27 protein-coding genes and 2 pseudogenes are annotated in these 25,538 nt (G+C 65.6%); 22 read left to right on the plus strand and 7 right to left on the minus strand.

Annotated elements, in window-relative coordinates:
- The 3 genes from C662_RS17660 to C662_RS17670 form a co-directional block, all read left to right on the plus strand.
- Positions 1 to 691 (plus strand): SDR family NAD(P)-dependent oxidoreductase (locus tag C662_RS17660; protein WP_002932317.1); only part of this gene is annotated, 691 nt, incomplete at its 5' end.
- 11 nt (positions 692 to 702) lie between these two features.
- Positions 703 to 1,161 carry a nuclear transport factor 2 family protein gene (locus C662_RS17665; protein ID WP_002932320.1) on the plus strand — a complete coding sequence of 153 codons (459 nt, stop codon included), beginning with the start codon at positions 703 to 705 and terminating at the stop codon, positions 1,159 to 1,161.
- A gap of 191 nt (positions 1,162 to 1,352) precedes the next feature.
- Entirely contained in the window at positions 1,353 to 1,970 is a 618-nt protein-coding gene (locus C662_RS17670; RefSeq protein ID WP_002932322.1) for an SCO family protein, read from the plus strand.
- Between the two features lie 85 nt (positions 1,971 to 2,055).
- Here the strand turns inward: C662_RS17670 and rpoH are convergent, their stop codons facing one another.
- From rpoH to C662_RS17680, 4 genes and pseudogenes are all read right to left on the minus strand, one after another.
- Positions 2,056 to 2,907 carry an RNA polymerase sigma factor RpoH gene (rpoH, locus tag C662_RS17675; RefSeq protein ID WP_002932324.1) on the minus strand — a complete coding sequence of 284 codons (852 nt, stop codon included), beginning with the start codon at positions 2,905 to 2,907 and terminating at the stop codon, positions 2,056 to 2,058.
- 87 nt (positions 2,908 to 2,994) lie between these two features.
- Positions 2,995 to 3,201 carry a PIN domain-containing protein gene (locus C662_RS20585; RefSeq protein ID WP_332306973.1) on the minus strand — a complete coding sequence of 69 codons (207 nt, stop codon included), beginning with the start codon at positions 3,199 to 3,201 and terminating at the stop codon, positions 2,995 to 2,997.
- Between the two features lie 82 nt (positions 3,202 to 3,283).
- A pseudogene (locus C662_RS20695) lies at positions 3,284 to 3,415 on the minus strand (type II toxin-antitoxin system VapC family toxin); the annotation flags it as partial.
- Entirely contained in the window at positions 3,412 to 3,675 is a 264-nt protein-coding gene (locus C662_RS17680) for an antitoxin (protein ID WP_002932328.1), read from the minus strand. The pseudogene C662_RS20695 and the gene C662_RS17680, both read right to left, overlap by 4 nt.
- A 231-nt stretch (positions 3,676 to 3,906) precedes the next feature.
- On the opposite strand from C662_RS17680, the gene C662_RS17685 reads away from it, so the two are divergent.
- The 9 genes from C662_RS17685 to C662_RS17720 all read left to right on the plus strand — a co-directional run bounded on the left by C662_RS17685 (position 3,907) and on the right by C662_RS17720 (position 9,813).
- The gene (locus C662_RS17685) at positions 3,907 to 4,179 is read left to right on the plus strand and encodes a type II toxin-antitoxin system Phd/YefM family antitoxin (RefSeq protein ID WP_002932330.1); all 273 of its coding nucleotides are present in this window, start codon (positions 3,907 to 3,909) and stop codon (positions 4,177 to 4,179) included.
- Complete coding sequence (locus C662_RS17690; RefSeq protein WP_002932332.1) at positions 4,176 to 4,577, plus strand: type II toxin-antitoxin system VapC family toxin; 402 nt, start codon at positions 4,176 to 4,178, stop codon at positions 4,575 to 4,577. Before C662_RS17685 ends, C662_RS17690 begins: the two co-directional genes overlap by 4 nt.
- Before the next feature lie 173 nt (positions 4,578 to 4,750).
- The gene (locus C662_RS17695; protein WP_002932334.1) at positions 4,751 to 5,782 is read left to right on the plus strand and encodes a porin; all 1,032 of its coding nucleotides are present in this window, start codon (positions 4,751 to 4,753) and stop codon (positions 5,780 to 5,782) included.
- A gap of 170 nt (positions 5,783 to 5,952) precedes the next feature.
- Complete coding sequence (locus C662_RS20120) at positions 5,953 to 6,207, plus strand: type II toxin-antitoxin system HicA family toxin (protein WP_002944681.1); 255 nt, start codon at positions 5,953 to 5,955, stop codon at positions 6,205 to 6,207.
- Positions 6,204 to 6,539, plus strand: coding sequence for a type II toxin-antitoxin system HicB family antitoxin (locus C662_RS17700; RefSeq protein ID WP_002932339.1), 336 nt, complete (start codon positions 6,204 to 6,206; stop codon positions 6,537 to 6,539). The genes C662_RS20120 and C662_RS17700 overlap by 4 nt, the downstream gene beginning before the upstream one ends.
- A 142-nt stretch (positions 6,540 to 6,681) precedes the next feature.
- Positions 6,682 to 7,551 carry a transposase gene (locus tag C662_RS17705; RefSeq protein WP_002932340.1) on the plus strand — a complete coding sequence of 290 codons (870 nt, stop codon included), beginning with the start codon at positions 6,682 to 6,684 and terminating at the stop codon, positions 7,549 to 7,551.
- Positions 7,552 to 7,699: 148 nt separating this feature from the next.
- The gene (locus C662_RS17710) at positions 7,700 to 8,011 is read left to right on the plus strand and encodes a hypothetical protein (protein WP_002932341.1); all 312 of its coding nucleotides are present in this window, start codon (positions 7,700 to 7,702) and stop codon (positions 8,009 to 8,011) included.
- Between the two features lie 41 nt (positions 8,012 to 8,052).
- The gene (ampD, locus tag C662_RS17715; RefSeq protein WP_002932342.1) at positions 8,053 to 8,637 is read left to right on the plus strand and encodes a 1,6-anhydro-N-acetylmuramyl-L-alanine amidase AmpD; all 585 of its coding nucleotides are present in this window, start codon (positions 8,053 to 8,055) and stop codon (positions 8,635 to 8,637) included.
- Positions 8,638 to 8,931: 294 nt separating this feature from the next.
- Positions 8,932 to 9,813 (plus strand): transglycosylase SLT domain-containing protein, encoded by an 882-nt coding sequence (locus C662_RS17720; protein WP_002932344.1) that lies wholly within the window; start codon positions 8,932 to 8,934, stop codon positions 9,811 to 9,813.
- Between the two features lie 36 nt (positions 9,814 to 9,849).
- Here the strand turns inward: C662_RS17720 and C662_RS17725 are convergent, their stop codons facing one another.
- A complete protein-coding gene (locus tag C662_RS17725) occupies positions 9,850 to 11,022 on the minus strand; it encodes a pyridoxal phosphate-dependent aminotransferase (protein WP_002932346.1) in 1,173 nt (390 codons plus the stop codon).
- A gap of 102 nt (positions 11,023 to 11,124) precedes the next feature.
- The gene (locus C662_RS17730; RefSeq protein ID WP_002932355.1) at positions 11,125 to 12,972 is read right to left on the minus strand and encodes a phosphoenolpyruvate carboxykinase (GTP); all 1,848 of its coding nucleotides are present in this window, start codon (positions 12,970 to 12,972) and stop codon (positions 11,125 to 11,127) included.
- 430 nt (positions 12,973 to 13,402) lie between these two features.
- On the opposite strand from C662_RS17730, the gene C662_RS17735 reads away from it, so the two are divergent.
- The 3 genes from C662_RS17735 to C662_RS17745 all read left to right on the plus strand — a co-directional run bounded on the left by C662_RS17735 (position 13,403) and on the right by C662_RS17745 (position 18,180).
- A complete protein-coding gene (locus C662_RS17735; protein ID WP_002932363.1) occupies positions 13,403 to 15,676 on the plus strand; it encodes an NADP-dependent malic enzyme in 2,274 nt (757 codons plus the stop codon).
- Between the two features lie 86 nt (positions 15,677 to 15,762).
- Positions 15,763 to 16,902 carry a patatin-like phospholipase family protein gene (locus C662_RS17740; RefSeq protein WP_002932365.1) on the plus strand — a complete coding sequence of 380 codons (1,140 nt, stop codon included), beginning with the start codon at positions 15,763 to 15,765 and terminating at the stop codon, positions 16,900 to 16,902.
- A 165-nt stretch (positions 16,903 to 17,067) separates the two neighbouring features.
- On the plus strand, positions 17,068 to 18,180 hold the full coding sequence (locus C662_RS17745) for a serine hydrolase (protein ID WP_002932368.1): 1,113 nt from the start codon (positions 17,068 to 17,070) through the stop codon (positions 18,178 to 18,180).
- 34 nt (positions 18,181 to 18,214) lie between these two features.
- On the opposite strand, the gene C662_RS17750 is transcribed toward C662_RS17745, so the two are convergent.
- A complete protein-coding gene (locus C662_RS17750) occupies positions 18,215 to 19,012 on the minus strand; it encodes an IclR family transcriptional regulator (RefSeq protein WP_002932371.1) in 798 nt (265 codons plus the stop codon).
- Positions 19,013 to 19,268: 256 nt separating this feature from the next.
- On the opposite strand from C662_RS17750, the gene C662_RS17755 reads away from it, so the two are divergent.
- The 7 genes and pseudogenes from C662_RS17755 to C662_RS17785 all read left to right on the plus strand — a co-directional run.
- Positions 19,269 to 22,130 carry a monovalent cation/H+ antiporter subunit A gene (locus C662_RS17755; protein ID WP_002932374.1) on the plus strand — a complete coding sequence of 954 codons (2,862 nt, stop codon included), beginning with the start codon at positions 19,269 to 19,271 and terminating at the stop codon, positions 22,128 to 22,130.
- Positions 22,130 to 22,552, plus strand: a complete 423-nt coding sequence (locus C662_RS17760; RefSeq protein ID WP_002932377.1) for a Na+/H+ antiporter subunit C — start codon at positions 22,130 to 22,132, stop codon at positions 22,550 to 22,552. Before C662_RS17755 ends, C662_RS17760 begins: the two co-directional genes overlap by 1 nt.
- Complete coding sequence (locus C662_RS17765; RefSeq protein WP_002932380.1) at positions 22,549 to 24,072, plus strand: monovalent cation/H+ antiporter subunit D; 1,524 nt, start codon at positions 22,549 to 22,551, stop codon at positions 24,070 to 24,072. The genes C662_RS17760 and C662_RS17765 overlap by 4 nt, the downstream gene beginning before the upstream one ends.
- Positions 24,072 to 24,596 carry a Na+/H+ antiporter subunit E gene (locus C662_RS17770; protein WP_002932381.1) on the plus strand — a complete coding sequence of 175 codons (525 nt, stop codon included), beginning with the start codon at positions 24,072 to 24,074 and terminating at the stop codon, positions 24,594 to 24,596. The genes C662_RS17765 and C662_RS17770 overlap by 1 nt, the downstream gene beginning before the upstream one ends.
- Positions 24,593 to 24,862 (plus strand): K+/H+ antiporter subunit F, encoded by a 270-nt coding sequence (locus C662_RS17775; RefSeq protein ID WP_002932388.1) that lies wholly within the window; start codon positions 24,593 to 24,595, stop codon positions 24,860 to 24,862. The genes C662_RS17770 and C662_RS17775 overlap by 4 nt, the downstream gene beginning before the upstream one ends.
- 7 nt (positions 24,863 to 24,869) lie before the next feature.
- Entirely contained in the window at positions 24,870 to 25,253 is a 384-nt protein-coding gene (locus C662_RS17780; RefSeq protein WP_002932391.1) for a Na+/H+ antiporter subunit G, read from the plus strand.
- Positions 25,250 to 25,538 (plus strand): annotated as a pseudogene (locus C662_RS17785) (hypothetical protein); the annotation flags it as partial. The gene C662_RS17780 and the pseudogene C662_RS17785, both read left to right, overlap by 4 nt.

Raw genomic sequence — 25,538 nt, forward strand, 5'->3', positions numbered from 1 at the left:
CGGTGCGCGCCTGGCGCTGTCGGCGCGCGGCGTCGAGCGGCTGCAGGCGGTGCGCGCGGCGTGCATGGCGCGCGGGGTGGCCGCGTCCGACTGCGTGGTCGAAGCGCTCGATCTCGCGCGCGACGGTGACTTCGCGCGTGCGCAGGCCGCCGTGCTGGCGCGCTGGGGTGGCGTGGACCTGGTGGTGTTCAACGCCGGCACCTATCGCCCGCTGCGCGCCTGGGAACTGAGCGCCGAGGCCGTGCGCGAGACGGTCGAGCTCAACCTGGTGGGCACGCTGTGCGGCGTCGGCGAGCTCGTGCCCGTGCTGCTGCGCCAGGGCAGCGGGGCGATCGCCCTGGTCGGCAGCGTCGCCGGCTACGGCGGGCTGCCCAAGGCGACCGTCTATGGCCCGACCAAGGCGGCGCTGATCAACCTGGCCGAGACGCTCTACCTGGATCTTTCGCCGCGCGGCGTCGATGTCTTCCTGATCGACCCCGGCTTCGTCGCCACGCCGCTCACAGCCGCCAATGACTTCCACATGCCGGCCCTGCAGACGCCGGTCCAGGCGGCGCAGGCGATCGTAGACGGCTTTGCGCGCGGCGACTTCGAGATCCACTTCCCGAAGCGCTTCACCCGCGTGCTCAAGGCGCTGCAGTGGCTGCCGCGGCGCTTCTATTTCCGGCTCGTGCGGCGAGCCACTGGACTATGAGGTCGACGCACATGGGCTCCGAGGGCATGGCGCCCGCCACTGCGGACGCCGCCGCGAGCGCGGCTGGCCGCGTGGCGTGTTTCTACGAAAAACTCGCGCCGCACTCGCTGGCCGGTGTCGACACACTCTATGCCGCCGACGCGCGTTTCAAGGATCCGTTCAACGATGTCGTCGGTACCGCAGCCATTCGCAGAATCTTCGAGCACATGTTCGATACCGTCGATGCGCCGCGTTTCGTGGTCACCGAGCGCATCGAGCAGGGTGCGCAGGCCATGCTGGGCTGGGATTTCCATTTCCTGCTGCGCGGCCGGCCGGTGGTGGTGCATGGCGTGACCCACCTGCGTTTCGATGCCGGTGGCCGCGTGCTGCTGCACCGCGACTACTGGGACGCCGCCGAGGAACTGTACGAGAAGCTGCCGTTGCTGGGGGCGCTGATGCGTGCGCTGCGCAGGCGACTGTCGGCAGGCTGACGCGGGCGGGTGCCCCGAGGAGCGCAGGGGAGGGTGGGGCTGGCGGAGGTGCAGTCGGACAGCGCCATTCCAGTGTGCCTTGATGGCGGACAAGCGCTGCGGCGGCTGCGGCCGAATGCCGCAGCGGGTTCCGGTGGGCAGGCGATGGGTCTATCATCGAGCGCTGATTCTGCAGTCAAACAGGCAAGCCCATGTCGTCCGCTCTCTCGTCATCAACGCTTTTTGCGCGCCTGCGTGCCCTCGTTCTGCCCGCCCTGGCGCTCGGCGTCCTCGCCGCCTGCACGCCTGCCGAGCCGGTGTTCCGCAGCACCGACATCACCGGCGCCGACTATGGCAGAAACTTCCGCCTCACCGACCATCACGGCCAGGAGCGCACGCTGGCCGATTTCAAGGGCAAGGCGGTCACCATCTTCTTCGGTTACACCCAATGCCCGGACGTATGCCCCACTGCGCTGGTGGGCATGAGCGAGGTGATGGGCCTGCTCGGCGCCGACAGCGACCGCGTGCAGGTGGTCTTCGTCACCGTCGACCCCGAGCGCGACACGCCCGAACTGCTTGCCGAGTACGTGCCGGTGTTCGACCAGCGCTTCCTCGGCATGTACGGCACGCCCGAGCAGATCGCTGCCATTGCCAAGGACTTCCGCGTGTTCTACCGCAAGAGCGGCGATCTGGCCGGCCACTACACCATCGACCATTCCGCCGGTACCTACGTTTTCGGTCCCGATGGACGGTTGCGCCTGTACATGAGGCACGGCGAGGAGCCGCAGGTGGTCGCGGCGGACATCAAGGCGCTGCTGGATGGGAAGTAGCAGCGATGTGCGAGCGTGGCGCATGAAAGCACAACGGCAGCCTTCGAGCTGCCGTTGTTGTCTGGAGAGTGCCTTGGCGCTGTAGTTACACCACTGCCGCCAGCATCCCCCGCATCTTCTGCATGGCCTTGGCTTCGATCTGGCGGATGCGTTCGGCTGAGACGCCGTATTCGGCCGCCAGATCGTGCAGGGTGGCGCTGTCGCCTTCGGCGAGCCAGCGCCGCTGCACGATGGCTCGGCTGCGGTCGTCGAGGCTGGCGAGCGCATTGCGCAGGCCGGTGTCCTGCAGGTGTGCCAGCTGGGCCTCGGCGATGAGCTCGGAAGGTTCGGCCTGCGGGTCGGGCAGGTAGGAGATCGGCGCGAAGCGCTCGTCCTCGTCGTCGCTGCCGGCGTCGAGCGGAATGTCGCGGCCGGTGAGCCGCGTTTCCATCTCCACCACTTCCTCGGGCTTGACGTCGAGCTGGGCCGCGATCGCCTGCACCTCGGCAGGCTGCAGCGTGGTGCTGTCCTTCTTCATGCCGCGCAGGTTGAAGAACAGCTTGCGTTGCGCCTTGGTGGTGGCGATCTTCACCAGGCGCCAGTTCTTCAGGATGTACTCGTGGATCTCCGCCTTGATCCAGTGGATCGCGAACGACACCAGGCGCACGCCGCGGCTCGGGTCGAAGCGCTTGACGGCCTTCATCAGGCCGACGTTGCCCTCCTGGATGAGGTCGGCGTGGGGCAGGCCGTAGCCGAGGTAGCCGCGCGCAATGGCGACGACGACGCGCAGATGCGACATCACCAGCTGCCGTGCCGCACCCACGTCGCCCTCGTCGCGTAGCCGCGTCGCCAGTTCCACCTCCTGCTGTTCGCTCAGCATCGGCATGCGATTCACGCTCTGGATGTACTGGTCCAGGCTGCCGGCGGCGGGAACGGGGAAGGTCAGGGCGTGTGACATGGGCTTGGGTCCTCCTTGTGCGCCTCAATATTAGCACTCGGGGCGTGAGAGTGCTAAGGGGCGGCGGGAGTTCCGGGGTGGCCTGCTTCAGTCTGTGTCGGAGGCTACCCAGTCCTCGACGCGCAAACCCGCAATCCGCCTGAACTCGCGCGTATTGTGGGTGATCAGTGTGGCGTCTTCGGCCAGCGCATGGCAGGCGATCCACAGGTCGTTCGCGCCGATCGGTGTGCCTGCCTCCCTGAGGCGGGTGGCCTGTTCCGCGTAATGCCTGCAGATGGCGGGGGTCGGCGGGATAGCGCACCGGTACCTGGCGCGCCAGAGCGTTCAGCCGGCGTAGCACCTCCGTCTTGCGAGTGCTGCGCTCGGCGCCCTTCAGCAGTTCCGCCCAGGTCACGAAAGACATGCACAGGACGTCGCTCTCGGGGAGGGCGTCGATGCGCTGCGCGATGCCGGGCGGCTGGTTCTTGATCAGGTAGATCAGGATGTGGGTGTCGAGCAGGTAGATCACAGCGCCTTGCGCTCCTGCGTTTGCAGCGGCGCTTCCTGTTCGGCCTCGAGCGCGGCGATGAAGTCCTCGTCCACTTCGCCCAGCGCCTTCAGGGCCTGCATCAGGGCGGTGCCGCGTTGCACGCGCAAGGGGTGGATCACCAGATCGCCCGCTTCGTTGCGCGTGATGCTGACGCGGTCGGTGTCGAGGCGGAACTCTGCGGGTATGCGTACAGCCTGGCTGTTGCCGTTGTTGAACACTCGGCTGGTCAGCGTTCCCATGGTATTACCTCTTGTATCTACGTTTGTGTGTGCACTTAAATGTCCGCGTCGCAACAACGCAAACGCCCATGGCTTGTTTTGCCTCGGTGGCAGGGACGGTGCGCATGGTGGCCACTCCTCTTCGTTCTGGTGAGCTTGAATTGTATGTTTTGTACAAAATGTGCCGAATTCTCTATTGAATGAACCCGTGCATGCTGCCTGCTTGCAGCCTTGTTGCATTTGCATCCAACCATGGTCATGATCATGGTCATCGATTATCCAGGGAGCACGACCATGCAAACCATCCAGGCCTCCGAATTCAAGGCCCGCTGTCTCGCCCTGATGGATCAGGTGGCGGCCTCCGGCGAGATCCTTGTCGTCACGAAGAACGGTAAGCCCGTGGCCGAACTGCATCCCTATCAGGGCGCGCGCGCATCTTCGCCTTTTGGTCTGCATCCAGGCTTACGTATCCTGGGCGACATCGTGTCACCGGTTGCCGACGATGACTGGGAGGTGCTGTCGTGATCGTTCTCGACACGCACGCCCTCATCTGGATGGACGCCGACGATGCCGCGCTCGGCCCGCAGGCGCGGGCGCGCATCGAGCAGGCCTGGCGTGCTGGCGAGGTCGCGGTGAGTGCGATCAGCTTCTGGGAGTGCGCGATGCTTGCACAGAAAGGCCGTATCGTTCTGCCGCTCGCGATCGAAGGCTGGCGGGCAGGCCTGCTCAGCGCGGGGCTGCTCGAGATCCCGCTCGATGGCCGCATTGCGCTCGCGGCCGCGGGGTTCGCCGACCTGCATCGCGACCCCGCGGACCGCTTCATTGCCGCCTCCGCCGCGGTGCGCAACGCGACGCTGGTGACGGCGAACGAGAAGCTGCTGGGCTGGAAGGCGGCCCTGCCGCGGCTCGATGCGCGGCGCTGATCCGGCGTTCTGTTGCACGCCCGCAACAACAAAGCCCGGAATGTGGTGTTTTCCGTCGCCCGGACTTGCATGCCCGGGCTCAGGTTTGCAGAATCGCCCCAACTTCTCGCCAGAGAGGTGAGTAGGGCCGAGGCAGGTGCCGCGGTCTCAACTTCAAATTTGAGGAGAAATACATGCAGAAGAAACTGATCGCGCTGGCTGTTGCTGGCCTGGTTTCGGCTCCGGCCTTCGCTCAGTCGAACGTGACCATCTACGGTGTGGCCGACGCCTACATGGCTTTCGGCGACCACGGTGCTAACGACATGTCGGCCGTCAATAGCGGTGGCCTGTCGGGTAGCCGCATCGGTTTTCGTGGCACCGAAGATCTGGGCAATGGCCTGAAGGCTGTTTTCACCTACGAGCAGGCTGTAAATTTTGACGGTAGCGATAACTCCGACGGAACTCGCGGTCTCGGCGGTAACTCGCGTCAGTCGTTTGTCGGCCTGTCCGGCGGCTTTGGTACCGTCAGCCTCGGTCGTCAGTACGCCCCGGGCTTCGATCACATCGTCGACGCTTTCGGCAATTCGGCCATTCTCTCGCCTGCTGCGATCCTCATTGGCGGCGAGGGGTCGACCATCGACGCCGGTAGTGGCGCGCGCTGGAACAATTCGGTTGCTTACAACGGTTCGTTCTCGGGTCTCGGCGTTCGCGCGATCTACTCGATGCGCGCCAATGAAGTGCATGCTGATCCCAACGATGACGACGCTTTCGGTCTTGGTCTGAACTATAACAACGGCCCGCTGCGCGTTGCTGCGATTTACCAACTGGTTCAGAGCAACACCGCCGATCAGAAAGAATGGTCGCTGGGTGGTAGCTACAACTTCGGCGTTGCCACGCTGACCGCACACTACCAGGACGCCAAGTCGCTCAACAACACCAAGGGCAACGACGTTGATCTGTGGCAGGTTGGTGTGATCGTTCCGGTCGGTGCCGCTGGTAACGTCCATGTCGGTTACGGTCAGGCTGATTACGACAATCGCAACGCTGATGCCAAGTCGTACTCCATCGCCTACACGCACGCTCTGTCGAAGCGTACCACCGCTTATGTTGGTTACAACCAGACCGACAACGACACCGGCGTCGCCAAGGGTGTTGTTGCTGCTCCGACGGGTGTGACCGGCGACAAGGCCAACGTCCTCGCCGTTGGTATGCGTCACACCTTCTAATCTGTCCTCCAGACAGGTTTGAAAGTAAAAACGGGAGCTTCGGCTCCCGTTTTTTTTGTAGTGGGGTAGTGGGGTTGGGGTCAGGTCTTTCATTTGGGGGTTGGAGGGTTGGGGTCAGGTCTTTCATTTGCTCATTTTGGTCTGGTATCGTTTTTTGATACCATAAGATCGTGAAGCGCAAACACCAGCGCACCCTTGAACTGATCCATGTCCGGCCGGTCTCGGCCAATGTGCGCTGGGGGGACATCGAGGCTTTGTTCCGGGAGTTGGGTGCCGAGATTTCGGAGCGCGAAGGTTCTCGGGTGGAGGTGTTCTTGTTCGGTGTGGTGCGTGTCTTTCATCGCCCGCACCCGTCCCCGGATACCGACAAGGGCGCAGTCGCAGCAATTCGGAAGTGGCTTGAAGAAAACGGAGTGCAACCATGAACACCATGAACATCGGGGGCTACGAGGCCGTGATCACCTTCGATCCGGACATCCAGATGTTTCGCGGCGAGTTCGTCGGTTTGAATGGTGGTGCGGATTTTTATGCGGCAGATGTGGCCGGACTGAGGCGCGAAGGTGAGGTGTCCCTCCGCATGTTCCTGGATGCTTGCGAACGGCGGGGCATCGAGCCACGAAAGCGTTTCTCGGGCAAGTTCTCGCTGCGCGTCGATCCCGCTGTGCACGAGGCGGCGGTCGTCGCTGCCGCTGCGCACGGGCAGAGCTTGAACCAGTGGGCAGCCGAGGCTATCAGGCAGGCCGCCCGGGCGGGGTGAGGGGTTTCTCGTTCTCGCGTTCTCGCGTTCTCGGGGTCAGGTCTTTCAGTTGATCATCACAGAGCCGAGTGATGCGTGACGGGCTTGCGGGTAGGAAATGGCATAAGCATAATTCGAGCTCTCCTTTCAAAGGACGGGCATCATGGCGCGGCCGTTGCGAATCGAGCTTGCGGGCGGTGTGTATCATGTGACGTCGCGCGGCGACCGGCGCGAGATGATCTATGGTGATGACGTCGACCGGCGGGCGTGGCTCGATCTCTTCGGCGAGGTCTGCGAGCGCTTCAACTGGCGCTGCCATGCGTGGTGCCAGATGGGTAACCACTACCATGTCGTCGTGGAGACTGCCGAAGCCAACCTGGCGCGCGGCATGCGGCAGCTCAACGGGGTGTATACGCAGGCGGTCAATCGCCGCTATGGCCGCGTCGGTCACGTTTTTCAGGGGCGCTACAAGGCGATCCTCGTGGAGGCGGACGCCTACCTGGTGGAGCTCGCGCGCTATGTCGTGCTCAATCCGGTGCGTGCCGGCCTGTGCAAGGATGCGGCGGACTGGCCGTGGAGCAGTCATCGCGCGCTGCTCGGCCGGGTGGAGGCCCCGTCATGGTTGGCGACGAACTGGGTCCTTGGCCAGTTCGGTGAAGTGCGGACGCGCGCCATCGGCCGCTACGAAGACTTTGTGCGCGCCGGTGTTGGTCTTCCGCCGATCTGGGAAGGCCTGAATGCGCAGATCTACCTGGGCAGCGCGGATTTTGCAGGTCGCATGGCGAGCAGGTTTGCCGACGATGACAACTTGAGCGAGGTGCCCAGGATGCAGCGTCGCCCGAAGGGTGTGGCCCTCGACGCCTACGTCGAGCGTTTCCCCTCGAGAGACCGGGCCATCCTCGAGGCGGCTGATTCCGGTGAGTTCACCTACGCCCAACTCGCTGCTTTCTTCGGCTTGCATTACAGTTCGATCAGCCGCATCGTCAGCAAGGGGCGTGTGTTACGGCGGCCTCAACGGACTGTGAGTAAATGAAAGACCTGACCCCGCTCGCAGGTTTTCGCCACGCACTCGCCAAGATGTTTCGAGATATCTCCACACCAATCTTTTTCCGTCTCCTGTGGTCAGTCTTGCGCCCGCATGAGGTGCGGCGTCCGATAGACCCAGTCAGGAGATGAGTCCGATGCGCAAGCTGTTTGTCGCTTCCACTTTTGCCCTTGCCGCGACCGCGGCGCAGGCCGATCCGGCCGTGATGTTCGGTATCAACTACAATTTTGGTGGCGGTGGGCCGGGGTTGTCGGTGAAGGTGCTGACGAGTGACCGCGAAGATCGTACGGTGGGATCGGTCGGTGCCAGTTACTATCCGATGATGAATCGTGTCGGCCTGGATCTGGGTGTCGGGCGTACCTTCCAGAACGGCGCGGCGACGGTCGGGTGGGATGTGATCAACAGTGCACCGCAGGCCAGCATTGGCTATGTCGATACCCGGCGCTGAGCGGCAGGGAGTGTCGGCGATTGATTCGTGATCTACTGGCAATGAGGGCTGGAGGCGGCGAGCGCGACGCTGTGGTGCTGCGGCTGTGTGCATCGCCCAACTACGATGCACGACCCGAGGGGGTGGTTCCGAATGTCGTCGTGGTGCACGCCATCAGCCTGCCACCCGATTCTTTCGGCGGTCCTGGGGTAGAGCAGCTGTTTACCAATACGCTCGACCCGGCCGAGCATCCCTATTACGCGGACATCCAGCATCTGCGCGTGTCGGCGCACTATTTCGTCCGTCGTGATGGCGAGGTGGTGTGCTTCGTCGCCCCCGAGCACCGCGCCTGGCATGCAGGCGTGTCGTGCTGGAATGGGCGTGAGCGCTGCAACGATTTCTCGATAGGCATCGAACTCGAAGGCTGTGACACACAGCCATTCGAGCCCGTGCAGTATGTGCGCCTGGCCGGATTGATCGCCGAGTTGCGCACGCGCTACCCGATCGAGGCCGTGGTGGGGCACTCGGACATCGCCCCCGGGCGCAAGACCGATCCCGGGCCGTTCTTCGACTGGCAGCGGCTGGAGCGGCTGCTGTGCATGGGTGATGACATGCGGGCGCCAGGGCACCCGCATGTCAAGTTTTGACAAAATGTTTGTCGAAGAATAGAATTCGCTTCCTGTTGCATCGCAACAATTCAATCAATCTCGGTGCGGCGCCTCTCTGAGAGGGAGACGCAGTTTCATGGACGCGCGCACCGCGGGGTCTGTCGTCTGGTTGCGGCGGCGGGCTTTAACACCTACTGGCGACCGAGCCGGCCATCTGCCGGCGTGGCCAATCGGCCACGCGGCATGCGCGCTGCCCTCAAAGGGTGGCGCGGGCGCAGCACTCCAACAGGGTGCGGCCAGGGTGGCGGCTCAGGCCACAGCATGGAGGACACCATGAAACACGCAACTCGATTCAATGCGCTTGCGCGCAGAACGGGCGGTGCGGCGACCAGCCTCGTCTACGGTGCACTGTTTTCTGCCGGCCTCCTGGGTACGGTCCATATGGTGGCTGCCAATGGCGCTGCCGATGCCGGTGCGCCCCTGCAGTTCAGCGATGCGTTTGCGCTCCCGGCGGCGGAGCCGACCACCTCCGAGCTGTCGATGGTCTCTGGCCTTGGCTTGCGGGTAACGCCGCCGGTCAGTCCGGCAGTGACGCTCGCCGATGTCTCCTACACGCCGTCGGTGCCGTTCAGGCGTGCGACCGAACAGCCTGTCGAGCCCGCGCTCAAGGCCTTCAGTCCGGCAGTGACCGGGTTGGAGATGTTGGGCGAAGATCCGTTCGCGCAGGAAGAAGGCGAGCTGTCGATCGAGATGGCGCGCGTGCGCGACTGGATCACCGAGAACTATCGTGTATCCGAGACGGCCATCGTCCCCGCACTGGCAGCCGCCGAGGCTTCTGCGCAGGAACTCGGCTTCGACCCCTTGTTGATCGTGGCGATGATGGCCGTGGAGTCGAGCTTCAACCCGCGTGCGGTCAGCAACATGGGGGCGCAAGGGCTGATGCAGGTGATCCCGCGCTACCACCAGGACAAGCTCGGCGCCAACCGCGGCAAGAACGCGCTGTTCGACCCCGAGGTGAATGTGCGCGTGGGTACCCTGGTGCTCCACGAAGGCCTGCAGCGCTATGGCAGCCTGCAGCGCGCGCTGCAGTATTACAACGGAGCCTTGAAGGACCCGCAGGCCCGCTACACACGCAAGGTGATGTCGCTGAAGAAGCGGCTCATGCTGATCGCCGGGCGTGACGTGGTCCGCACCAGCCTCGAGCAGGCGAGCTAAGCCCGCGCCTGCTCATTACAGCGCCCTGCCGGCCGATCAGGCCCGCAGGGCGCTGATGCGTTCAACGGCCTCGAGCAGGCGTGATTCGCGCGTGGTGTAGGCGATGCGCAGATGGCGGCGCGGCAGGTGGTGGCCGAAGTCGAGCCCGGGCGTGGCTGCCACGCCTGCCTCTTCGATCATGCGGCGGGCGAGCGCTTCGGAGTCGTCCGCGAGCTTCGAAATGTCGGCGTAGATATAGAAGGCGCCTTGCGGCTCGGTCGCGATCGTGAAGCCGATTTCCTGCAGCGCGGGCAGCAGTACGTTGCGGCGGGCGGCGAACTCCGTCCGCCGTGCCTCCAGGATCTCCAGCGTGGCAGGCTCGAAGGCTGCGAGGGCCGCATGCTGCGCGGGCGACGAGGGCGAGATGAAGAAGTGCTGGGCGAGCTTCTCGATCTCGCGCACGAGGGGCGTGGGCGCCACCAGCCAGCCGAGCCGCCAGCCCGTCATGCCGAAATACTTGGAGAAGCTGTTGACGACGAAGACGTCATCGGCCGCGTTGAGTGCCGGGTGTGCCAGTGCGGTGGCGGAGTCGATGCCGTAGGTCAGGCCCTGGTAGATCTCATCGACCAGCAGCAGGCCGCCGCGCCGGCGGGTGACCGCGTGCAGGGCGGCGATCTCGTCGATGCCGAGCAGGGTGCCGGTGGGGTTGGATGGCGTGGCCACCATCAACCCGCGGCTGCGTGCGGTCCAGGCTGCGTCGACCCGGGCCGGAGTGGGTTGGTAGCGGGTCTGCGCGTCTACCGGCAGTGCCTGCGCGACACCTTCGAAGGCGCGCACGAGATGGCGGTTGGAGGGGTAGCCGGGGTCAGGCAGCAGCCATTCGTCGCCGGGGTCTGTGGTGGCAGCGAGCGCGAGCATCAAGGCGCCGGAGGCGCCGGCGGTGATGATGATGCGCTCGGGTGCGACCTCGGCCTTGAAGCGATCCTGGTAGAAGCGTGCGATCGCCTCGCGCAGCCTGGGTAGGCCGAGCGCCGGGGTGTAATGGACGTCGCCGCTGGCAAGGAAGCGGGTGGCAGCCTCGATGACGGGTTGCGGCGTGCCGAAATCGGGTTCGCCGACCTCCATGTGGATGATGTCGCGCCCCTGGGCCTCGAGCTCGCGCGCCCGGCGCAGCAGCTCCATGACGTGGAAGGGCTGGATGTCGGCTGCGCGGCGGGAAAAAGCTTGCATCGTGGGCTCCGGCGATGACGGGTAGTGAGAGCGGCGCCATTCTGCGCCGAAATGAAAAAAGCGCCGACCTGCGGCGCTTTTTTCGGTCGGGCGTGCGGTGGATCAGTCGGCGTTGAGTGCGAGCTCGAACAGTTCGCGCTTGAGCACGAGCTGGCGCGGCAGGCGGTCCTGCAGCTTGTCGAACCACTCCTTGTGCGAGCTGAGTTCGGTGCGCCAGGCGTCTGCGTCGACCTTGGTCAGGGCGTCGAATTCCTCGCGGGTGATCTCGGCGTCGGTCCAGTCGAGGTCTTCGAAGCGCGGCATCCAGCCGAGCGCGGTTTCCTTGGCGGCGATCTTGCCCTGGCAGCGCTCGACGATCCACTTGAGCACGCGCATGTTCTCGCCGAAGCCCGGCCACATGAACTCGCCCTTCTCGTTCATGCGGAACCAGTTCACGCAGAAGATCTTGGGCGTATCTTCGACGACGTGGCCCATGCGCAGCCAGTGGTTGAAGTAGTCGCCCATGTGGTAGCCGCAGAAGGGCAGCATGGCGAACGGGTCGCGGCGCACCACGCCCTGAGCGCCGAAGGCAGCGGCGGTGGTCTCGGAGCCGAGCGTAGCGGCCATGTAAACGCCGAAGTTCCAGTTGAAAGCCTGGTACACCAGCGGCACGGTGGTGGCACGGCGGCCGCCGAAGATGAAGGCGGAGATCGGCACGCCGGCGGGATCTTCCCAGGCCGGGTCGATCGACGGGCACTGGTTCGCCGGCGCGGTGAAGCGCGCGTTGGGGTGCGCGGCCTTGCGGCCGGTTTCCCGGGCGATCTCGGGCGTCCAGTCCTTGCCCTGCCAGTCGATCAGGTGCGCGGGGGCTTCCTTGCTCATGCCTTCCCACCACACGTCGCCATCGTCGGTGAGCGCGACGTTGGTGAAGATGATGTTTTCCTTGAGCGTGGCCATGGCGTTGAAGTTGGTCTTCTCGGAGGTGCCGGGGGCGACGCCGAAGTAGCCGAACTCGGGGTTGATGGCGCGGAACTTGCCGTCGGGGCCGGGCTTGATCCAGGCGATGTCGTCGCCGACGGTGGTGATCTTCCAGCCGTCGAAGGACTTGGGCGGGATCAGCATGGCGAAGTTGGTCTTGCCGCATGCCGACGGGAAGGCGGCGGCGACGTAGGTCTTCTCGCCCTGCGGCGATTCGACGCCGAGGATCAGCATGTGCTCGGCCAGCCAGCCTTCGTCACGCGCCATGGTGGAGGCGATGCGCAGCGCGAAGCACTTCTTGCCGAGCAGGGCGTTGCCGCCGTAGCCCGAGCCGTAGGACCAGATCTCGCGCGTCTCGGGGTAATGCACGATGTACTTGGTGGTCGGGTTGCACGGCCAGCGGCTGTCCTTCTCGCCCTGGGCGAGCGGGGCGCCGACGGTGTGCACGCAGGGCACGAACTCGCCGTCGGTGCCGAGCACCTCGATGGCGCCGCGGCCCATGCGCGTCATGGTGCGCATGTTGGTGACGACGTAGGGGCTGTCGGAGATTTCGACGCCGATGTGGGCGATCGGGCTGCCGAGCGGGCCCATCGAGAACGGCACCACGTACATGGTGCGGCCGTGCATCGCGCCCTTGAACAGGCCGTTCAGCGTCTCGCGCATCACCGCCGGGTCTTCCCAGTTGTTGGTGGGGCCGGCGTCTCCTTTGTCCTGCGAGCAGATGAAGGTGCGGTCCTCGACGCGGGCGACGTCCGAGGGGTCGGACCAGGCGAGGTAGGAGTTCTTGCGCTTTTCCGGGTTGAGCTTGATCAGCATGCCGGATTCGACCATCTCTGCGCACAGGCGGTCGTACTCTTCCTGGGAGCCGTCGCACCAGACGACACGGTCAGGCTCGGTCAGGGCGGCGATCTCGCCGACCCACTGCTTCAGGCCTTCGTGGCGGACATATTCGGGGGCAGCGGCAATGGCCGCCTGGGCGTGGTTCTGAGACATGTGTACAGCTCTCCCGTGCTGTGATGCGTAACCATTCCCGTCGGTCGGCCATCGTTGAAGCAGGTGCTGCCTGGCCGGCGGGCTGCTCGGGCGCCGGCTGGGGCGCCCCGACGTACCGATGCGATGCGTTTGCGGGTGAAACGTGCGCGAACGAATTGCAATCGGTGAAAGCCCGTAATTATGCCATGAGGAGCGCAGACTTATGAATGCGCTCGTAACTATCGGTGAGCAAACGCATGGCTATCATGGAAGTGCGCACGCAGGCCGGGCAGTGTTTGTTTCACGATGCAAAGACGTTTTTCGTAATGCGAAAGATTGGCCTTTGCGGTATGCTGCGCAGGATCGTGCGCGAGTCGTCCTGCTCCGTCGTCTTTTGGGGTGGGGCGCGTTGCTCGCGCACTCCACGCCGAAGAACAGAAAGGAAGAGACCATGGACGAACTGATCCGCGCTGCCGCGCTCGATTACCACCGTTATCCGCGCCCCGGGAAAATCTCGGTGACACCGACCAAGGTGCTGTCGAACCAGCGCGACCTGTCGCTGGCCTATTCGCCCGGCGTGGCGGCCGCCTGCGATGCCATCGTCGAGGATCCGGCCCAGGCCGCCGAGCTCACCGCGCGCTCGAACCTGATCGGCGTGGTCACCAACGGCACGGCTGTGCTCGGCCTGGGCAACATCGGCCCGCTCGCGGCCAAGCCGGTGATGGAAGGCAAGGGGGTGCTGTTCAAGAAGTTCGCCGGCATCGACGTCTTCGACCTCGAGATCGATGAGCCCGACGCCGACAAGCTGATCGACATGATCGCCGCGCTCGAGCCCACCTTCGGCGGCATCAACCTCGAGGACATCAAGGCGCCCGAGTGCTTCTACATCGAGCAGAAGCTGCGCGAGCGCATGAAGATCCCGGTCTTCCACGACGATCAGCACGGCACCGCGATCGTGGTCGGCGCCGCATTGCTCAACGGCCTGCATCTGCAGGGCAAGGCGCTGGACAAGGTGAAGCTGGTGACCTCGGGCGCGGGTGCGGCGGCGCTGGCCTGCCTGGCCTTGCTGGTCAAGCTTGGCATTCCGGTCGAGAACATCTGGGTGACCGACATCGAAGGCGTGGTCTATGAGGGCCGCACGGTGCTCATGGATCCGATCAAGGCGCGCTATGCGAAGAAGACCGATGCGCGCAAGCTCGCCGAGGTCATCGAGGGCGCCGACGTCTTCCTCGGTCTGTCGGCGGGCGGCGTGCTCAAGCCCGAGATGGTCGCGAAGATGGCGCCCAACCCGATGATCCTCGCGCTTGCCAACCCCACGCCCGAGATCCTCCCCGACGAGGTGAAGAAGGTGCGCAGCGACGCCATCATCGCCACCGGCCGTTCGGACTACCCGAACCAGGTCAACAACGTGCTGTGCTTCCCCTTCATTTTCCGCGGTGCGCTGGACGTCGGCGCGACCACCATCACCGACGAGATGCAGCTCGCCGCGGTGAAGGCGATCGCCGAACTCGCACGCGTGGAGCAGAGCGATATCGTCGCGGCCGCCTATGGCGAGAAGGTGGGCGGCTTCGGCCCCGAGTACATCATCCCGCGCCCCTTCGATCCGCGCCTGATCGTCAAGATCGCCCCCGCAGTCGCTGCGGCAGCCGAGGCTTCGGGCGTGGCGACACGGCCGATCAGCGACTGGGACGCCTACCGCGGCCAGCTCAACAACTTCGTCTGGCATTCGGGCCTGATCATGAAGCCGGTGTTCGCCGCCGCGCGCAAGGACCCGAAGCGCATCATCTTCTCCGAGGGCGAATCCGAGAAGGTGCTGCGTGCCGTGCAGCAGGTGGTCGACGAGGGGCTCGCGCGTCCGATCCTGATCGGCCGCCCGGACGTGGTGATCCACAACATCGAGCGCTTCGGTCTGCGCATGGCGGCCGAGCGCGACTTCGAGATGGTCAATCCGGACTCCGATCCGCGCTTCAACGAACTCTGGCAGCACTACCACAGCCTGATGGAGCGTCGCGGCGTCTCGGTCGAGTACGCCAAGAAGGAAGTGCGCCGCCGCACCACGCTCATCGGCACGCTGCTGCTCAAGTTCGGCTACGGCGACGGCCTGATCTGCGGCACCTACGGCATGCACCGCCTGCACCGCGAGTTCGTCGAAACCGTGCTCGGCCGGCGCGAGGGGGTCAACAACCTGTACACGGTCAACCTGCTCAGCTTGCCTGGACGCACCCTGTTCCTGGCCGATACCTATGTCAACTACGACCCGACGCCCGAACAGGTGGTCGAGATGACACTGCTGGCCGCCGAGGAGATGAAGCGCTTTGGTGTCGAGCCGCGCATCGCCTTGTTGTCGCATTCGTCCTTCGGTTCGGCCGACTCGCCGACCGCCGAGAAGATGCGCACGGCCTTGCGCCTGCTGCACGAGCGTCACCCCGAGTTGCAGGTCGAGGGCGAGATGCACGGCGACTCGGCGCTCGACGCCAAGCATCGCCTGCAGATCTTCCCCAACGCCAGGATGCGCGAAGATGCGAATCTGCTCATCTTCCCCACCCTGGATGCGGCGAACATCGCCTTCAACCTGTTGAAGAACGCGGCGGGCGAGGGCATGACGGTGGGGCCGATCCTGCTCGGCGCATCCAAGCCGGTCCATATCCTGACGCCGTCGGCGACCGTGCGCCGCATCATCAACATGACGGCGCTCACCGTCGTGGAGGCGGGACAGGTCGGCTGATTCGCATCGGTCGTCCGCCGTACATGCTTGCATGACGATCGCCCGCTGCCTCATGCTTGAGGCAACGGGTGATCGGAGGCGGGCGGATGCGGATGCAGGAGGGGCGGGCGGCGTTGGTGCTGACCGGCGGTGGTGCACGTGCGGCCTATCAGGTCGGTGTGCTGAGCGCCATTCGCGAGCTCCGGGGCGCGTCCCCTGGCAATCCCTTTCCCATCCTCTGCGGCACCTCGGCCGGTGCAATCAACGCCGCCGCGCTGGCCTCGCATGCGGTCGATTTCAATCGCGCCGTCCGCCATATCGAGCGCATCTGGCGCAACCTGCATGCCGAGCAGGTCTATCGCGTCGATGCGCCCGCCTTGCTTGGCAGCGGCATCCATTGGGGGTCGGCGCTGTTCGGCGGCTGGTTGTTGCGCCAGACGCCGCGCTCCCTGCTCGACAACGCGCCGCTGCGCGGACTGCTCGAGCGCGCGCTCGACTTCCGTGCCATTGACCAGGCGATCAAGAGCGGGGCGCTCTATGCGCTCAGTGTCACGGCTTCTGGCTACTCCAGCGGCCAGAGCCTGGCCTTCTTCCAGGGTTCGCTCGACATTCACCCGTGGCGGCGCGAGCAGCGCATGGGCGTGCGTACCGAGCTGACTATCGAACATCTGATGGCGAGCAGCGCCCTGCCTTTCGTGTTTCCGGCGGTCAGGATCCATCGCGAGTGGTTCGGCGATGGTTCGATGCGCCAGCTCGCGCCGGTGAGCCCTGCCATCCATCTGGGGGCGGAGCGCATCCTGGTGGTCGGCGCGGGACGCACGGCGGAGGAGGGGCGGCAGCGCGCCGAGCGCTATCCCTCGCCTGCGCAGATTGCCGGCCATGCCTTGTCGAGCATCTTTCTCGACACGCTTGCGGTCGATCTGGAGCGTCTCGCACGCATCAACGACACGGTGTCCCGTCTCGAGCCTGCCCAGCGCCAGTTCGCTGGCATCGGTCTGCGCGCGATAGAGACCCTGGTGATCCAGCCCTCGCAGCGGCTCGATACCATCGCCGGGCGTCATGGCCATCAGCTGCCGCGCCTGCTGCGCATGGTGCTGCGTGGTCTGGGGACGATGCGCCGTGAGGGCTCCACCCTGTTGTCCTACCTGCTGTTCGAGCCGGGCTTCACTCGCACCCTGATCGAGCTTGGCTACGACGATGCGATGGCGCGCAAGTCCGAGTTGAGCGATTTCCTGCGCATCGGCTAGCGGCGCGCGCCCGCAATGTGCCGAAACGACGGCCGCACGCGGTCGCCGAATGTGGGAAAATGTGACGACACAATTCGAAATTACTTGAAATCAGTTTTGTATCTGCTTATTTTTCATACGAAACGCTTTCGGGTTTCTTTCCGTCTTTTAGGCTTGCCGCTCACCATGAAGCTCAGACTCCTCGTTGCCAGCCTTGCCGCGCTGTTCGCATTGCAGTCGGGGGCCGTGCTGGCCTCGTCCACGAAGTCTCAGTCCGCTGGCAAGACCGCTGCGAGCAAGCCCGCGCCCAAGGCCAAGGCTCCGGCGAAGGCGGCGCCCAAGAAAGCGGTGTCCAGCAAGCCTGCGCCCAAGAAGGCGGTTGCCAAGCCCGGTACCAATGCCAAGCCCGCGGCCAAGAAGGTGGTGGCGCGCAAGGCCGTACCGGCCGCGGCAGCAGCAGCAGCGGCTCCGGCCGCGCTGGGGGCCGACGAGGATGCGCCGCTTGCGCTGGACGCCAACGGCCTGCCATTGCTGGGTTCGAGCGCTTTCTATGTGATCAACCAGAACACCGGCGAGGTGTTGCTCGAGCGCAATGGTTCCGCGGTGGTGCCGATCGCCTCGATCACCAAGCTGATGACGGCGATCGTCGTGCTCGAGGCGGGCCAGAGCCTGTCCGAGCGCCTCACCATCACCGAAGGTGACATCGACCGCCTCAAGGGTACTGGCTCTCGCCTGGCACTGGGCACGACGCTCAGCCGCGAGGAGATGCTGCAGCTGGCGCTGATGTCCTCGGAGAACCGTGCCGCCTCGGCGCTGGCACGCAATTACCCCGGTGGCGAGAGCGCATTCGTCGAGGCCATGAACGTGAAGGCGCGGTTGCTCGGGCTGTGGGATACGCGTTTCCGCGACAGCACCGGACTGAATCCCGGCAACGTGTCCAGCCCGAAGGATCTCGCCCGCCTGGTTGCCGCGTCGGCCGCGTTCCCGCTCATTCGCGAGTTCTCGACTGCGCACGAGCGCTATGTTGACGTGCGCGGCCGCATGCTGCGCTTTGGCAACACCAATGGCCTGGTGCGCAGTCCCGAGTGGGCGATCAGTGTGTCCAAGACCGGCTACATCTCCGAGGCCGGGCGCTGCCTGGTCATGCAGACCTGGTTGCAGCAGCAGCCGGTCGTGATGGTGCTGATGGATTCGAGCGGGCGCTACACGCGTACCGCCGACGCCAAGCGCGTGCGCAAGTGGCTCGAACAAGGCATGCCGCAACGCCTCGCTGTCGCGCCGCAACGCGCTGGCGGCTGAGCCGCCCCTTGCGCCGGGCGGCGCGCCGACAGGATCAGCGAGTACGTGGTGCGCTGAAGCCGAGGGCGCGCGAGATCTCGTCGGCCGTTTCGCGCACGAGTGGCGCCCAGTCCGGGTTGAAACGATCCGACGGGGTCGACAGCGACAGCCCGGCGATCAACTCGCCGCTGTCGTCTCGGATGCCTGCCGCGATACAGCGCACACCGGCTTCGACTTCGTCGAGGTCGAAGCCGACGTCGTGGCGGCGGACGCGATCGAGTTCCTTTTCCAGCGCGGGCAGGGTGGTGATAGAGGCCGGCGTCGATGCGGGCAGGCCGGTGCGGCGAGCGTAATCGCGGATGCGTTCGGCGCCATCCTCGGCCAGGAACAGCTTGCCGGTTGCCGTCGTGTGCAGCGGCGCGCGAGCGCCGACGATATGCACCACGCGCACCGACGCGCGACCGCTGGACGTTCGCTCCACATACACGATCTCGTCGCCGGCGCGCACGCCCAGATTGACGCTTTCGCCGGTTGCTGCGTGCAGCTTGAGCATGAAAGGCATTGCGGTTTCGCGCAGCGAGATGCGCGACTTCACGAGGCTGCCCAGCTCGAGGAGGCGGATGCCCAGGCGGTAGACGCCGGCTTCCGAGCGCTCGACGAAGCCGGTGCCGGTCATGGCGCCGAGAATGCGGTGCGCTGTGGAGGGGTGCAGTCCGGTCTCGAGCGCGAGCTGTTTGAGCGGCACTGGGTCGGCATGCTGCGCGAGTACGTCGAGCAGCTTCATCATGCGCTCGATGACCTGGATCGAATTCTTGCCTTCCGGGAGGGCGGCGTCGGGCTTGGGTGCGGACAAGGCGGGGCTCTGCTTGGACAATGTCGGAACGGTCGTTTGTTGGAGGGCGATGGTAACCGGGCATGCTGATTTCGCCTAGTGAAATACAGTGCCGTGTGGTGACCCGATTGCTTCAAAGATATACTTTGGCCGGAATGCGCGCGGGCCGGACGTTTGCAGGTGATCATCGAGCGGCGTCGCCACTGCGATGCTTCTCGCCCGGCGTCGTCTCCCGCCTGCCCTCTCCGTTCGTTGTCCCCCGCTTCCGGATGCCCTGATGAGCCTGGTCCTGATCGTGCTGCTACCCTTCGTCGGAGCCCTGTTGCCGGCGCTGATGATCCGTGCCGGGCGCAATGCCTGTGCGACCAGCACCTTCACCTTCACGCTGCTTGCCTTCGCGCTGCTGTTGTCGCATGCGCCGGCGGTGTTCCGCGGCGAGGTGGTGCAGGCGGGCTGGGACTGGTTGCCGGCGCTCGGGCTCAACGCCAACTTCTTCCTCGACGGCCTGGGCTTCTTCTTTGCCGGGCTCATCCTTGGCATCGGCCTGCTGATCATCGTCTATGCGCGCTTCTATCTCGCCAAGGACGACCGGATGGGCAGCTTCTACACCTACCTGCTGCTCTTCAAGGGCGCCATGGTGGGCATCGTGCTGTCGGACAACATCCTGCTGCTGCTGGTGTTCTGGGAACTGACCAGCCTGTCGTCCTTCCTGCTCATCGGCTACTGGAAGCACCTGCCCGAGGGCCGCCAGGGTGCGCGCATGGCGCTTGCCGTCACCGGTGCAGGCGGACTGGCGATGATCGCCGGCATGCTGATCCTGGGCGACATCGCCGGCTCCTACAATCTCACCGACATCCTGCAGCACAAGGACGCCATCCAGGCTTCGCCGCTCTACCTGCCGGCATTGCTGCTGATTCTCGCCGGCTGCTTCACCAAGAGCGCGCAGTTCCCCTTCCACTTCTGGTTGCCGCATGCGATGGCGGCGCCCACGCCGGTGTCGGCCTACCTTCACTCGGCAACCATGGTGAAGGCGGGACTGTTCCTGATGGCGCGCATGTGGCCGGTGCTCGCCGGCACGGTGGAATGGTTCTACATCGTCGCCACCACGGGGCTCATCACCATGCTCGTGGGGGCGGTGATCGCGCTGTTCAAGGACGACCTCAAGGGCCTGCTCGCCTTCTCCACCGTCAGCCACCTCGGCCTGGTGACCATGCTGCTCGGTTTCGGCACGCCGATGGCGGCCGTGGCGGCGGTGTTCCACATCCTCAATCACGCCACCTTCAAGGCCGCGCTGTTCATGAACGCCGGCATCATCGACCACGAGGCCGGCACGCGCGACATCAAGCGCCTGGGCGGCCTGCTGCACCTGATGCCGGTCACCGCCACGCTGGCCATGGTCGCGGCAGCGTCGATGGCGGGGCTGCCGCCGCTCAATGGCTTCCTGTCCAAGGAAATGATGCTGCACGAGGCGGCAGCGACCGCCTGGCTGGGTAACGGCTGGGTGGTGCCGGCGCTGGCCACGCTCGCGGCCTGCTTTTCGGTGGCCTATTCCTTGCGCTACATCGTCCATGTCTTCTTCGGGCCGCAGCGCAGCGATTACCCGCACACGCCGCACGATCCGCCCGCCGGCCTGTGGCTGCCGCCAGCCCTGCTGGTGATGCTGGTGGTGCTGATCGGGCTGCTGCCGGCGACGGTGGCGGGGCCGCTGGTGGCCGTGGTGGCGCAGGCGGTGATCGGTGGCGCGCTGCCTGACTACCATCTGGCGCTGTGGCATGGTGTGAACATCGCGCTCGCGCTGTCGGTGGTGGCCGTGGTGGTCGGCCTGGGGGCGCTGCGTGCCTATCCGCGCGTGCGCGCAGTCTGGCAGGCGGGGCCGCATCCGGAAGCCAAGGCGATGTTCGACGCCGTCATGGCGGCTGCGCTGGCGCTGGCACAGCGCGTGACCCATGGCTTGCATAATGGCTCGCTGCAGCGCTACCTGGCGTTTGCCATCGGTGCGATGACGCTGGCAGGCTTCGCGACCTTCATCGGCGCTTCTCACGAAGCCGGTACGCGCGAACTGCTGCCGGCGGAGCCGGTGGCGGTGGTCGCCTGGCTGCTGCTGCTCGGCGGCTGCGTGCTGACCGTGATGTTCTTCCGCCAGCGCCTGCTGTCGGTGCTGGTGGTGGGCACCGTGGGCCTGATCGTGTGCGTGGCCTTCATCTACCTGTCCGCGCCCGACCTTGCGCTGACGCAGATCTCCGTCGAAGTCACCACCGTCATCCTGATCCTGCTGGCGCTCTATTTCCTGCCCAAGGCGAGCCCACTGAGCTCCACCGTCAGCGCCGACCCGCTGCGCCACCTGCGTGACGGGGTGCTCGCGCTGATCGCGGGCGGCGGCATGGGGCTGGTGAGCTGGGCCATGCTCACCCGCGATGGCAGCTCGCTGTCCACCTACTACCTCGAGAATTCGGTGTCGGGCGGCGGCGGCACCAACGTGGTCAACGTGATCCTGGTCGACTTCCGCGGCTTCGATACCTTCGGCGAGATCATCGTGCTCGGCATTGCCGCGCTCGCAATCTACGCGCTGCTCGACGGTGCCCTGCATGGCCGCGTTGCCCGCCGCCTGAGCGCGTGGACGCCCGACCTGCCGGTGTCGGTCGACCGCCACCCGATCATCATGGTGGTCGCCACCCGGGTGATGCTGCCGCTGGCGCTGCTGGTGGGGGCCTACATCTTCCTGCGCGGCCACAACCAGCCCGGTGGCGGCTTCATCGCCGCGCTCGTGGTGTCGATCGCGCTGATCATGCAATACATGGCAAGCGGCTTCGGCTGGGCGGCGCAGCGCGTCAGGGTCAATTACCACGCCATGATCGGCGCCGGCGTGCTGATCGCGGCGGGGACGGGGATTGCCTCCATGGTGCTCGACCGTCCCTTCCTGACCTCGGCCTTCGACCACTTCCACTTGCCGCTGGTCGGCGAATTCGAGCTGGCGAGTGCGATGGCCTTCGATACCGGGGTGTTCCTGACCGTGGTCGGTGCGGTGATGCTCGCGCTGGCCAACCTGTCGCGCATGGGGCGCTTGACCGGGCAGCGGCCGGTCAACCGCACGGCGATGGATGTCGATCCCAGCATGGGCATGAGCAAGGAGCACAACTGATGGAATTCCTCGTCGCCACGGCGATCGGCGCGATGACGGCCGCGGGCGTCTACCTGGTGCTGCGCGCGCGTACCTTCCCGGTCATCATCGGCCTCACCCTGCTCACCTACGCGACCAACCTGTTCCTGTTCGCGACGGGCAGGCTTGCCGTCAATCTGCCGCCGGTGATCAGCGCCGATGCCGCGGCCTACACCGATCCCTTGCCACAGGCCCTGGTACTGACCGCCATCGTGATCTCCTTCGGCATGACCGCCGTCATCGTGGTGATGTCCCTGCGCGCCTATCTAGAGACCGGCAATGACCACGTCGATCTGCCCGGCGACGCCTCGCCCGAGGCACGCGAGGACGACTGGAAGCTGCTCGGCCGCAAGCAGGGCGAGCCGGCCGCGCGTGCCGCTGCGGGCCTCGAGGAGCGCGCATGAACCACTGGCTGATCCTGCCCATCCTGATGCCGGCCATCCTCGGTGCCGTGCTGGTGATTGCGGCGCGTCATGACATCGTGCTCTCGCGCGTGTTCTCGGTCCTGTCTGCGGGGCTGCTGCTGGCGGTTGCCCTGGTGCTGCTCGCCATGGCCAGCGATGGCAGCGTCCGCGTCTATGCGCTGGGCAACTGGGTGGCGCCCTTCGGCATCGTTCTCGTGCTCGACCGCCTGGCGGCGCTGATGCTGGTGTTGACCGCAACCCTGGGCCTTGGCGTGTTGCTATATGCGATCAACGGCTGGGATGAGCGCGGCAAGCACTTCCACCCTCTGTTCCAGTTCCAGCTCATGGGGCTCAACGGCGCCTTCCTTACCGGCGACTTCTTCAACCTGTTCGTGTTCTTCGAGATCCTGCTCATCGCCTCCTACGGGCTGATGGTTCATGGCGGGGGCGGCCTGCGGGTGAAGGCGGGCGTGCAGTACGTGGTGACCAACCTGGTCGGCTCCTCGCTGTTCCTGATTGCGGTCGGCCTCATCTACAGCGTGACCGGCACGCTCAACATGGCCGACCTCGCGCTCAAGGTGCCGCAGGTGCCGGCAGGCGACCAGGCCCTGCTGCAGACGGGGGCCGTGTTGCTGCTGCTGGTGTTCGGCGTCAAGGCGGCGCTGGTGCCGCTTCACTTCTGGCTGCCCGGCACCTATGCCAACGCGCCGGGGCCGGTGGCGGCGCTGTTTGCGATCATGACCAAGGTGGGCGCCTACTCCATCATCCGCCTCTACGTGCTGGCCTTCGGTGCAGATGCCGGCGACGCAGCCTGGCTGGCGGCGCCCTGGCTGCTGCCGGCCGGTCTGCTCACGCTGGTGCTGGGCATGACCGGTGTGCTGGCGGCGCGCAGCCTGGGCCAGATGGCGAGCTTCGCGGTGATCGGTTCGATGGGCATGCTGCTGGCGACGGTCGCGGTATTCACCCCGCAGGCCATGAGCGCTGCGCTGTTCTACCTGCTGCACTCCACCCTTGGGGCAGGGGCCTTGTTCCTGATTGCCGACATGGTGGCCGAGCGCCGTGGCATGCACCGCGACCGGCTCACGCAGGCGCCGCGCTTCGCCCAGGGTGCCCTCATCGCCGGGCTGTTCTTCGCCGCTGCGATCGCGGTGGCCGGCATGCCGCCGCTGTCGGGCTTCCTTGGCAAGCTGCTCGTCCTCGACAGCGTGCGCAGCCACCCGCAGGCCGCCTGGTTCTGGACGCTGATCCTGGCGACCTCGCTGCTGGCCGTCGTCGGCTTCGCGCGCGGTGGCAGCCTGGTGTTCTGGAAGAGCCATGCACTCGAGGCGCCGCCGCCAGCCACGCTGCGCGCGGCCCCTGCATTGCCCTTCGTGGCGGTGGGCGGCCTGCTTGCCGGCCTCGTCGCCCTGACCGTGCTTGCCGGGCCGGTCCATGCCTGGCTTGATCTCGTGGCGGCGCAGCTGTTTGCGCCGGCCGGCTATATCGAGGCGGTGCTCGGTGCCGCAGGAGGCGTACGCTGATGGCCGAGAAAGCGAGCGTGGACAAACGCCCCTTCATCCAGCGCTGGTTGCCGCATCCGCTGCTGACCGTAGTGCTGATCGTTCTGTGGATGCTGCTGCTCAACAGCTTCAGCTTCGGCGGGCTGGTGATGGGTACGATCCTCGGTGTGATCATCCCGATCATGACGAGCAGTTTCTGGCCGGAACGGCCGCCGGTGAAGGCCTATGGCAAGGCCTTCGCCTACATGGGGCTGGTGGCCTGGGACGTCGTAGTGGCCAACCTGCAGGTCGCGCGCCTGATCCTGTTCCGCCGTAGCGACCAGCTGCGCGTGCGCTGGGTGACGCTGCCGCTCGAGCTGCGTTCGCCCGAGGCGATCACCGTGCTCGCCGGCACCATCACGATGACGCCGGGCACGGTGTCCTGCGACTTGTCGGCCGATGGCCGCAGCCTGCTGGTGCATTGCCTGGACGCCCCTGACGCGGAGGAGGCGGTGCGCCAGATGAAGGTGCGCTACGAGGCCCGCCTGAAGGAGATCTTCCCTTGATCGAGTACGCTCTCAACTTTGGCTATGCGGCGGTGTCGGTTGCCGTGCTGCTCAACCTGTGGCGCCTGCTGCGCGGGCCCTCGCTGATGGACCGCGTGCTCGCGGTCGACACGATGGTGATCAACATCATCGCACTCATCATCCTGTTCGGCATCCAGCAACGCACCACGGTATTCTTCGAGGGCGCGTTGCTGTTCGCCATGTTCGGCTTCATTTCCACCGTCGCCTACTGCCGCTTCATCCTGCGCGGCGACGTCATCGAGTGAGCGGCCCATGAACTTCCTGCTCGAACTGCTGATCTCGGCGCTGATCGTGCTCGGCGGCATCTTCGCCCTGGTGGGCTCGATCGGTCTGGTCAAGCTGCCCGATCTGCTGACCCGCCTGCACGCGCCGACCAAGGCGACGACGCTCGGGGTCGGTGGCGCGCTGGTGGCCTCGATGCTGTTTTTCTTCGGTATCGAGGGCACGCTTTCCATCCACGAGGTGTTGATCAGCGTCTTCCTGTTCCTGACCGCCCCGATTACCGCCCATTTCATCGCCAAGGCCCATCTGCACGAGCATGTCGAACTGCGCGAGGACCTGCCGCCCACCGGGCGCGAGCAGGGCTGGAGCACCTTCGACGGCTTGCCCGAGGCCGAGCACAAGGATCACGTGTGAGCTCCGTACGCCGCAACCCACCCAAGCCCGCGCCCTCGACCATCGAAGGCACGCTCAAGCTGCGCCCGCGTGCCACGCAGGGCGAGGCTGCTCCCCCTCCGGCAGCGAAGACAGCAGCCGAGAAGACCGTGGCCGAGAAGCCTGCGCGCAAGCCTGGATCGGCACGCCAAGCCCAGGACGAGCGCTCGCCACGTGGCGAGCGTACACAGCGCGCCGAAGAGCGCCCGCAACGGTCCAGGGAGCGGCCGCCGCAAGCCGATCGCCCGCCGCGCGCCACCTCGGTGC

Source organism: Thauera sp. 28 (genome assembly GCF_000310145.2).
Lineage (GTDB): Bacteria > Pseudomonadota > Gammaproteobacteria > Burkholderiales > Rhodocyclaceae > Thauera > Thauera mechernichensis.

Excerpts from the sequence above, each read along its gene's own strand:
- C662_RS17720 (WP_002932344.1), top strand. The coding sequence starts at position 8,932 with ATGAAACACGCAACTCGATTCAATGCGCTTGCGCGCAGAACGGGCGGT.
- C662_RS17735 (WP_002932363.1), top strand. The coding sequence starts at position 13,403 with ATGGACGAACTGATCCGCGCTGCCGCGCTCGATTACCACCGTTATCCG.
- C662_RS17765 (WP_002932380.1), top strand. The coding sequence starts at position 22,549 with ATGAACCACTGGCTGATCCTGCCCATCCTGATGCCGGCCATCCTCGGT.
- C662_RS17665 (WP_002932320.1), top strand. The coding sequence starts at position 703 with ATGGGCTCCGAGGGCATGGCGCCCGCCACTGCGGACGCCGCCGCGAGC.
- C662_RS17760 (WP_002932377.1), top strand. The coding sequence starts at position 22,130 with ATGGAATTCCTCGTCGCCACGGCGATCGGCGCGATGACGGCCGCGGGC.
- C662_RS17700 (WP_002932339.1), top strand. The coding sequence starts at position 6,204 with ATGAACACCATGAACATCGGGGGCTACGAGGCCGTGATCACCTTCGAT.
- C662_RS17725 (WP_002932346.1), bottom strand. The coding sequence starts at position 11,022 with ATGCAAGCTTTTTCCCGCCGCGCAGCCGACATCCAGCCCTTCCACGTC.
- C662_RS17705 (WP_002932340.1), top strand. The coding sequence starts at position 6,682 with ATGGCGCGGCCGTTGCGAATCGAGCTTGCGGGCGGTGTGTATCATGTG.
- rpoH (WP_002932324.1), bottom strand. The coding sequence starts at position 2,907 with ATGTCACACGCCCTGACCTTCCCCGTTCCCGCCGCCGGCAGCCTGGAC.
- C662_RS17730 (WP_002932355.1), bottom strand. The coding sequence starts at position 12,972 with ATGTCTCAGAACCACGCCCAGGCGGCCATTGCCGCTGCCCCCGAATAT.
- ampD (WP_002932342.1), top strand. The coding sequence starts at position 8,053 with ATGAGGGCTGGAGGCGGCGAGCGCGACGCTGTGGTGCTGCGGCTGTGT.
- C662_RS17755 (WP_002932374.1), top strand. The coding sequence starts at position 19,269 with ATGAGCCTGGTCCTGATCGTGCTGCTACCCTTCGTCGGAGCCCTGTTG.
- C662_RS17695 (WP_002932334.1), top strand. The coding sequence starts at position 4,751 with ATGCAGAAGAAACTGATCGCGCTGGCTGTTGCTGGCCTGGTTTCGGCT.
- C662_RS17670 (WP_002932322.1), top strand. The coding sequence starts at position 1,353 with ATGTCGTCCGCTCTCTCGTCATCAACGCTTTTTGCGCGCCTGCGTGCC.
- C662_RS17740 (WP_002932365.1), top strand. The coding sequence starts at position 15,763 with ATGCGGATGCAGGAGGGGCGGGCGGCGTTGGTGCTGACCGGCGGTGGT.
- C662_RS17680 (WP_002932328.1), bottom strand. The coding sequence starts at position 3,675 with ATGGGAACGCTGACCAGCCGAGTGTTCAACAACGGCAACAGCCAGGCT.
- C662_RS17745 (WP_002932368.1), top strand. The coding sequence starts at position 17,068 with ATGAAGCTCAGACTCCTCGTTGCCAGCCTTGCCGCGCTGTTCGCATTG.
- C662_RS17710 (WP_002932341.1), top strand. The coding sequence starts at position 7,700 with ATGCGCAAGCTGTTTGTCGCTTCCACTTTTGCCCTTGCCGCGACCGCG.
- C662_RS17770 (WP_002932381.1), top strand. The coding sequence starts at position 24,072 with ATGGCCGAGAAAGCGAGCGTGGACAAACGCCCCTTCATCCAGCGCTGG.
- C662_RS17780 (WP_002932391.1), top strand. The coding sequence starts at position 24,870 with ATGAACTTCCTGCTCGAACTGCTGATCTCGGCGCTGATCGTGCTCGGC.
- C662_RS17685 (WP_002932330.1), top strand. The coding sequence starts at position 3,907 with ATGGTCATGATCATGGTCATCGATTATCCAGGGAGCACGACCATGCAA.